The organism is Streptomyces sp. MK37H (assembly GCF_018035285.1).
Classification (GTDB): domain Bacteria; phylum Actinomycetota; class Actinomycetes; order Streptomycetales; family Streptomycetaceae; genus Streptomyces; species Streptomyces endocoffeicus.
Window position 1 is genome coordinate 1 of record NZ_JAAAYH010000463.1, and the last position, 6,799, is coordinate 6,799.

10 protein-coding genes are annotated in these 6,799 nt (G+C 71.0%); 6 read left to right on the forward strand and 4 right to left on the reverse strand.

The window, feature by feature from the left end; genetic code table 11:
- Both GWI24_RS37815 and GWI24_RS37820 read right to left on the reverse strand, forming a co-directional pair.
- The coding region (locus tag GWI24_RS37815; RefSeq protein ID WP_210950572.1) for a helix-turn-helix transcriptional regulator at positions 1 to 227 on the reverse strand (227 nt) is incomplete at its 3' end.
- Between the two features lie 155 nt (positions 228 to 382).
- Positions 383 to 622: a hypothetical protein gene (locus tag GWI24_RS37820; protein ID WP_198277484.1), complete on the reverse strand. Its 240-nt coding sequence runs from the start codon at positions 620 to 622 to the stop codon at positions 383 to 385.
- 388 nt (positions 623 to 1,010) lie between these two features.
- Between GWI24_RS37820 and GWI24_RS37825 the strand changes: the two genes are divergently transcribed.
- Positions 1,011 to 1,424: a spore-associated protein A gene (locus GWI24_RS37825; protein ID WP_374103389.1), complete on the forward strand. Its 414-nt coding sequence runs from the start codon at positions 1,011 to 1,013 to the stop codon at positions 1,422 to 1,424.
- An 85-nt stretch (positions 1,425 to 1,509) separates the two neighbouring features.
- On the opposite strand, the gene GWI24_RS37830 is transcribed toward GWI24_RS37825, so the two are convergent.
- Entirely contained in the window at positions 1,510 to 2,001 is a 492-nt protein-coding gene (locus GWI24_RS37830; protein ID WP_210950574.1) for an FBP domain-containing protein, read from the reverse strand.
- A gap of 71 nt (positions 2,002 to 2,072) precedes the next feature.
- Between GWI24_RS37830 and GWI24_RS37835 the strand changes: the two genes are divergently transcribed.
- The 5 genes from GWI24_RS37835 to GWI24_RS37855 all read left to right on the forward strand — a co-directional run bounded on the left by GWI24_RS37835 (position 2,073) and on the right by GWI24_RS37855 (position 5,720).
- Entirely contained in the window at positions 2,073 to 2,642 is a 570-nt protein-coding gene (locus GWI24_RS37835) for a TetR/AcrR family transcriptional regulator (protein ID WP_210950575.1), read from the forward strand.
- 69 nt (positions 2,643 to 2,711) lie between these two features.
- Complete coding sequence (locus tag GWI24_RS37840; protein ID WP_210950576.1) at positions 2,712 to 3,899, forward strand: GDSL-type esterase/lipase family protein; 1,188 nt, start codon at positions 2,712 to 2,714, stop codon at positions 3,897 to 3,899.
- Positions 3,900 to 3,970: 71 nt separating this feature from the next.
- The gene (locus GWI24_RS37845; RefSeq protein ID WP_210950577.1) at positions 3,971 to 4,312 is read left to right on the forward strand and encodes a hypothetical protein; all 342 of its coding nucleotides are present in this window, start codon (positions 3,971 to 3,973) and stop codon (positions 4,310 to 4,312) included.
- Between the two features lie 65 nt (positions 4,313 to 4,377).
- On the forward strand, positions 4,378 to 4,842 hold the full coding sequence (locus GWI24_RS37850) for a low molecular weight protein-tyrosine-phosphatase (protein WP_210950578.1): 465 nt from the start codon (positions 4,378 to 4,380) through the stop codon (positions 4,840 to 4,842).
- Positions 4,839 to 5,720 (forward strand): fructosamine kinase family protein, encoded by an 882-nt coding sequence (locus GWI24_RS37855; protein WP_210950579.1) that lies wholly within the window; start codon positions 4,839 to 4,841, stop codon positions 5,718 to 5,720. Before GWI24_RS37850 ends, GWI24_RS37855 begins: the two co-directional genes overlap by 4 nt.
- On the opposite strand, the gene GWI24_RS37860 is transcribed toward GWI24_RS37855, so the two are convergent.
- A complete protein-coding gene (locus GWI24_RS37860; RefSeq protein WP_210950580.1) occupies positions 5,689 to 6,648 on the reverse strand; it encodes an aminoglycoside phosphotransferase in 960 nt (319 codons plus the stop codon). The two genes, GWI24_RS37855 and GWI24_RS37860, sit on opposite strands and share 32 nt — an antisense overlap.
- Positions 6,649 to 6,799: the final 151 nt, after the last annotated feature.

Genomic DNA, 6,799 nt, shown 5'->3' on the forward strand with positions numbered 1-6,799 from the left:
AGGAGCCGGGCGTAGGCGGCGCGCTTCGGCGGTCGCGGCTCGGTCTTGCCGGATTCCCAAGTGCCCACCGCTTCCCGGCGGATGTCCAGCGCCCTGGCGACCTCGGCCTGGCTCAGGCCCGCGGCCTCACGCAGCCTCTTGCGCTCGGCGGGTGTCGGCAGATCGTCCTGGGCGACCTGCTCCAGCAGCGCGTCGACAGCGCTGAACAACTCGTCCTCAGCGGGCACAGGGCTCACCTCCGGGCCGACCCTATCCCAATCGCTCTGCGCAGCGCACGCTTCATCGCACGCTCAATCACTCCTATCGCAAACGGGTCGACCGAAAGGGACGGCCGACCCGGCGATCGGCGATGACGACGAACTCGTCGGTGAAGACGAATCGATTAATCGTCAACACACTTGGGGTACTTCGAGCCCCGATTGCAGTCGTGATAGTCGTACTTACTGACGCGGAACTTCTTCTCCTCGCCCCCCTTGGTCGGCTTGACGACCAAGTAGAACTTCTTCCCGTCCTTGACCTTGTCGGACACCTGCCCGTCAGGGCCCCGGTCGAAATCCTGCGCGCAGCCGGCGAGCGAGGCAAAAGCGGTCATTACCAAAAGGGCGGCGGCAAGGCGACGCATATGGTGCTCCGATCAACTTGGGGACCGGCACAGTCTAAGAGAGAAGCGTCATCGGCAGCACCGCCGGGGACGCCCACATCCAGCAACGACAGCCCACCCGGCGAAAGCGCCGAAGAAGGACCAGAAAACACCCCCATCCCCTCCACCGGAACACCACAACATTCGATATCCCTTCCACTGGTGGCTCGGTGGCCGTCAGGATCTTTTCGGCTTGCGTTTCTAGCGCGAGGCCCCCGTTACAGGTTGGTGACAGTGGGGACAGAGCCGTAACGGTGCACGGGGACAACTCAAGGGCCGGGTGACGGGTCGTAATGACCGGGAAATCCACCCACGGCACTTCGACCGACAGCACCGACATCACACGAACGGGGACCCACCCATGACGCACATCAAGCGCGCCCTGGCCGTCGCGGCAGTGACCGGCGCCGGCGCGGCCGCCCTCATGGTGGCCGCGCCCGCGGCCTCCGCGGCGCCCTCGCACGCGGCGTACAACGGCGCCTGCGGCTCCGGCTACACGGTCGTCAACTCCACCGAGGTCGGGGACAAGGGCACGGCGTATCTCACCTACAGCTCCGCCACGGGCAAGAACTGCCTGGTCGCGATCCGGAACATCGCCGGTGAGCCGGTTCCGATGACCATCTACCTGTCGCGGAGCGACACGGAGATCCACGACATCTACGACAGCGGCAACTACCGCTCCTACGCCGGGCCCATCTACACGAACGCACGGGGCACCTGCGTGGACTGGTGGGGCTGGATCGACGGTGTGCGCTTCGAGAAGGCCAACACCAACTGCGGCTGACATCCGGCCCACTCGGTGCCCCGCACGCCGTGGCGTGCGGGGCACCACCGCTGAACGGGGCCTGACAGGACCCCGGCGATACGAGCTACGCGGTCACCTTGGCGAGGAACGCGGCGACGTTCGCCACGGTCCGCTCGATCTTCTGCTCCAGAGTGAGCGACTCCTGCGGGCGTGATCCGGCGCCCGCGTCCTTCTTGCCCCGCACATACAGCGAGCAGGCGAGGTCGCTGCATATGTAGGCGCCCACCGAGTTGCCCTGCTGCCTGGCCCTCCCCGCCTTCGGCGCCACCATCAGGGACACGCCACCCGTGTGGGCGGTCAGGCACATCGAGCACATGCTGCGCCGCGCCTGCCAGGAGGCGGGGCCCGGGGAGCGCAGCGCGAGGGCGGTCGGGCGGCCGTCCAGCACGGTGACCAGATAGGCACGGTCGGGGGCCTGCGGATCTCGCCAGCCGAGGTAGTCCAGGTCGCCCCAGGGCCGGTCGGCCAGGTCGCGCGGGACGGACAGGCGCTTCGCCTCGCCCTTGGTGCAGTTCACGAACGCGGCACGGATCTCTTGCTCAGTCATCGGCTTCATAAACTGCACGCTAATTTGCCTATAGACTTTAGGCAAACGCTTAATCGGTTCTGGTCGAGGAGAGGACGGGTATGGCACGGGTAGGACTGACCACGGAACGCCTGACCCGGGCGGGGGCGGAGCTCGCCGATGAGGTCGGCTTCGACCAGGTGACCGTCTCGGCGCTGGCCAGACGGTTCGACGTCAAGGTCGCGAGTCTCTACTCGCACCTGAAGAACTCCCAGGACCTCAAGACCAGGATCGCCCTGCTCGCCCTGGAGGAGCTCGCCGACCGGGCCGCCGACGCCCTGGCGGGACGGGCCGGGAAGGACGCCCTGACCGCCTTCGCCAACGTCTACCGCGACTACGCCCGCGAGCACCCCGGCCGCTACACCGCGGCCCGGCTCAGGCTCGACCCGGAGGCGGCGGCCGCCAGCGCCGGGGTCAGGCACTCACAGATGACCCGGGCGATCCTGCGCGGCTACGACCTGGACGAACCGGAACAGACGCATGCGGTCCGGCTGCTGGGCAGCGTCTTCCACGGCTACGTCAGCCTCGAGATGGCGGGCGGGTTCAGCCACAGCGCCCCGGACAGCCAGGAGAGCTGGTCGCGGACCCTGGACGCCCTCGACGCCCTGCTGCGGAACTGGCCCGCGCCCTGACGAGGCGCGTACCGCTCATCGCGGGTCCGCGCGATCCATACATACATCCCTGATCAACAGGCTGGAACGATGCACACCACCGAGCACGACTGGATCACCACGCCCATCACCGCCGACATCCTGCGGGGCGCCCTCGACCTGGAGCGCACCGCGCACGGGCTGCTGCCGCACCGGCTGCCCGCCTGGGCCCGCGCCCAGTGCGCCGATGGGCAGCTCACCATGGCGGAGGCCCAGCCGTCCGGCGTACGGCTGGTCTTCCGGACCCGGGCCGGCGCCGTCGAGCTGGACACGCTGCCCACCAAGCGGGTCTACGCGGGCGCCCCGCCCCGCCCGGATGGCGTCTACGACCTGCTGATCGATGGCCGTCTGACCGCCCAGTCCACGGTGACCGGCGGCAACACCCTGGCCATCGACCTGGCCACCGGCACCGCCGAGAGCCACCCCGGCCCGGCCGGCACCCTCCGCTTCGCCGACCTGCCCGACGGCGTCAAGGACGTCGAGATCTGGCTGCCGCACAACGAGACCACCGAGCTCGTCACCCTGCGCACCGACGCCCCCGTCGAGCCCGTACCGGACCGGGGCCGCAGGGTGTGGCTGCACCACGGCAGTTCGATCAGCCACGGCTCCGACGCCGCGAGCCCCACCGCCATCTGGCCCGCGCTCGCCGCCTCCCTCGGCGGCGTGGAACTGATCAATCTGGGCCTGGGCGGCAGCGCCCTGCTCGACCCGTTCACCGCACGGACGATGCGCGACACCCCCGCCGACCTGATCAGCATCAAGATCGGCATCAATCTGGTCAACGCCGACCTGATGCGGCTGCGCGCCTTCGGCCCGGCGGTGCACGGCTTCCTCGACACCATCCGCGAGGGGCATCCCACCACACCGCTGCTGGTCGTCTCCCCCATCCTGTGCCCCATCCACGAGGACACGCCCGGCCCCGCGTCCTTCGACTTCCAAGCGCTCAGCACCGGAAAGCTGCGGTTCCTGGCCACCGGCGATCCCGCCGAGCGCGCCGCCGGGAAGCTGACGCTGGGCGTCATCCGGAATGAGCTGTCCCGGATCGTCAAGCAGCGGGCGGCCGACGACCCCCACCTCCACTACCTCGACGGCCGCGACCTCTACGGCGAGGCCGACGCCACCGAGCTGCCGCTGCCCGACGAGCTCCACCCGGACGCGGCCACCCACCGCCGTATCGGGGAACGCTTCGCCACGCTGGCCTTCGCCACCGATGGCCCGTTCGCGGACCCCAGCGCCTGACGCCGGGCTCCGTCCGGTACAACGGGAAGGAACGAGAAGGAGCACCGGCACCCGTGCGAGGGAGGGCCGCGATGACACCCGATGTGTGGGTGCGGGTCAACAGCGCGACGTTCGGCGGCCGCATGGTGCGCGCCGACACCATCGAGCAGGTCAGATGGGACAGGAAGACACCTCAGCACCTGATCCTGACCCTCCACAGCGGGGAAGAGGTCCGCCAGGACGTACGGGCCGGCGCTCCGGTCGACGACATGGACGACACCGAGGGCCCCGACCTCGCCGAGCAGCTGGTGAGCGCGATCGCGCGGGCCTCGGATCGGCCCGGTGGCCACATGCTGGAGCTGAGGCCCGATGAGAGCACCGGAGGCGTGGGGTGGCTCCGGACGCCGCTGGTGGACAAGCCCTGGGCGGGGTGAGCCGGGGTCTCCCCGGGCGGCCCGCCCCCTGCGTCACCGCGGAGCCAGGCCCTACCCTGGTGGCCGTGCACATCTGCTTCGTCTGCAGCGGGAACATCTGCCGGTCGCCGTCCGCCGCGCTGGTCTTCGCCGAGCATCTGCGCCGGGCGGGACTCGACGGCGCGGTACGGGTCAGCAGCGCCGGTATCGGCCCCTGGCACGCCGGTGAGCCCATCGACGAACGGGCCGGTGAGCTGCTGGCACGGCACGGCTACCCGGTCGAGCATGTCGCGGCTCAGATCGGTGCCGAGCACGCGGATGCCGAGCTGTTCCTGGCGATGGACCGCGGCCACGAGAAGGCGCTGCGCCGGCTGATCGACGATCCGTCCCGGGTCAGGATGTTGCGGTCCTTCGACCCGGACGCCACCGGTGATCTCGACGTACCCGACCCGTACTACGGCGGCCCGGAGGGGTTCGACGAGGTGCTGGCCATGATCGAAGCCTCGGTGCCCGGGCTGCTGGCCCGGGTGCGCGAGCGCCTCGGTTCATGAGCGCCCGTGCCGAGGCCGGGACGGGCGAGGACCCCGGCACCGCGGCGGCCCGCCTCACCGGCCGTCCGGCGACCCGCCGACGGCCGCTGTCCGCCGTACTCACCGAGGTCACCCTCGACGGCGGGCAGACGGTGATGGTCAAACGGGGTGACGATCCGGGCGCGGTGGAGGCCGAGGCGGCGGGGCTGCGCTGGCTGGCCGACGCCGGTACGGTCCGCGTCCCGGCGGTGCACGGCCACGACCGGCACTGGCTGGTCACCGATCAGGTGCCCGCCGGCCGGCCGAGCGCCCGGGCGGCGGCCCGGTTCGGCCGCGACCTGGCCACCCTGCACGCCGTCGGCGCGCCCGCGTTCGGCGCCCCGCCGCCCGACGGCCCCACGGACGCGTACATCGGCATGGCCCCGATGCGCAATGTCACGGGCACCGACTGGCCGCGCTGGTACGCCGAACACCGGGTGCTGCCCTATCTGCGGCGCGCCGTCGACGACGGCACGGTGCGCCACGGCGAGGCCGAGGTGATCGAGCGTGCGTGTGAGCGGCTGCCCGAGCTGGCCGGACCCGCCGAGCCACCCGCGCGGTTGCACGGCGATCTGTGGAACGGCAACGTCCTGTGGGGCGCCGATGGCCAGGTGTGGCTGATCGACCCGGCCGCGCACGGGGGCCACCGGGAGACCGATCTGGCGATGCTCCACCTGTTCGGCTGCCCGCATCTCGACCAGGTGCTGGACGGGTATCAGGAAGTGGCGCCGCTCGCCGAGGGCTGGGCCGACCGCGTCGGACTGCACCAGCTCTTCCCGCTGCTGGTGCACACCGTGCTGTTCGGCCGCGGCTACGCCGGGCAGGCGGTCACGGTGGCCCGGGCCGCCCTGGCGCGGTGACCTGCCGCAATTCCTCGTACAGCCCTTCCAGGGCGGTGTGGTCGTCGTCCGTGCCGGTGTGCGGGGCGGCGAACCAGCGCGCGTACTCGGCGATCTCGGAGAGGCGCCAGTCGAGCGCGAACAGCTCGACCATCGCCGGGTCGGGGCGCAGACGGTCGCCCGCACCGGCCGCGAGCAGATCGGCGTAGTCCCGCTCGCGTGGCGCGAGGGCCAGCGACTCCCAGTCGACGAGCTTCAGCCCGCACGCGCCCACGACCTGGTTGTCGTTGTGCGGCTCGCCGTGGGTGGTCACCCACTGGTCCCGGCGGGAGTGGGCGAGGTCCGCAAGTTCGAGACAGCGGTCCGTCCAGCGGGTGATCGCGGCATCGTGTGCGGCGATCGCGGCCCGCGCCTCCTCCGCCAGCGGGCCGGATGTCCAGGGGCGCGCGGTCCTGGCCCGTAGCTCGCCCGCGAACTCGGGGCCGACCTGGGGAGTCCAGTGCCGCAGACCGGGTGGCGGTGTGACGCGATGCAGCGTGGCCAGCGCGGCTTCGACTGCGCGGACGTGCCGGGGCCGGCTCGCCTCCTCCTCGGTGGGGCTCCGTCCGTCCAGCCATGGCGTCACGCTGAGCGCGCCCGCCTCGACGCCGACGGTGAACCGGCCGGACGACCGGGCGGGCAACGGCGCGCACACCACGTCCACACCGGCCGCGGCCAGTGCCGCCGCCCCAGCGTAAGCGGCCTCCAGCGTCGCCTCGGTGTGCCGCGGCTCCAGCTGGTCCAGCTGGTCCAGCGTCACGAACAGGATCTTGCCGCCACCGGCCACCCGCCAGTGGGGTGCGCCGAAACCCCAGGGCAGATACGCGACCTCGACGACTTCCGGCAGCCAATGCGCGGCGACGGCCTGAGTGATCGCATCATCGCTGATGAAGGAGGGACGGGAGAGCACAGGGCCCGATCCTAGGGAGCGGGTGGCCCACCGTCACCGGAACTTCCGGCGACCCCGTGCCGCCACCCCGCGAACGGAAACCGATGCGCCTGGTGGCCCGTCTAGAGGGGCGGGATCACACGGATGGGAAGTCATGGTGGAGCAGGTGGGC

What these genes read in the sequence shown, in the direction of transcription:
- GWI24_RS37820 (WP_198277484.1), bottom strand. Translation starts at nt 622, where the DNA reads ATGCGTCGCCTTGCCGCCGCCCTTTTGGTAATGACCGCTTTTGCCTCG.
- GWI24_RS37830 (WP_210950574.1), bottom strand. Translation starts at nt 2,001, where the DNA reads ATGAAGCCGATGACTGAGCAAGAGATCCGTGCCGCGTTCGTGAACTGC.
- GWI24_RS37835 (WP_210950575.1), top strand. Translation starts at nt 2,073, where the DNA reads ATGGCACGGGTAGGACTGACCACGGAACGCCTGACCCGGGCGGGGGCG.
- GWI24_RS37840 (WP_210950576.1), top strand. Translation starts at nt 2,712, where the DNA reads ATGCACACCACCGAGCACGACTGGATCACCACGCCCATCACCGCCGAC.
- GWI24_RS37845 (WP_210950577.1), top strand. Translation starts at nt 3,971, where the DNA reads ATGACACCCGATGTGTGGGTGCGGGTCAACAGCGCGACGTTCGGCGGC.
- GWI24_RS37855 (WP_210950579.1), top strand. Translation starts at nt 4,839, where the DNA reads ATGAGCGCCCGTGCCGAGGCCGGGACGGGCGAGGACCCCGGCACCGCG.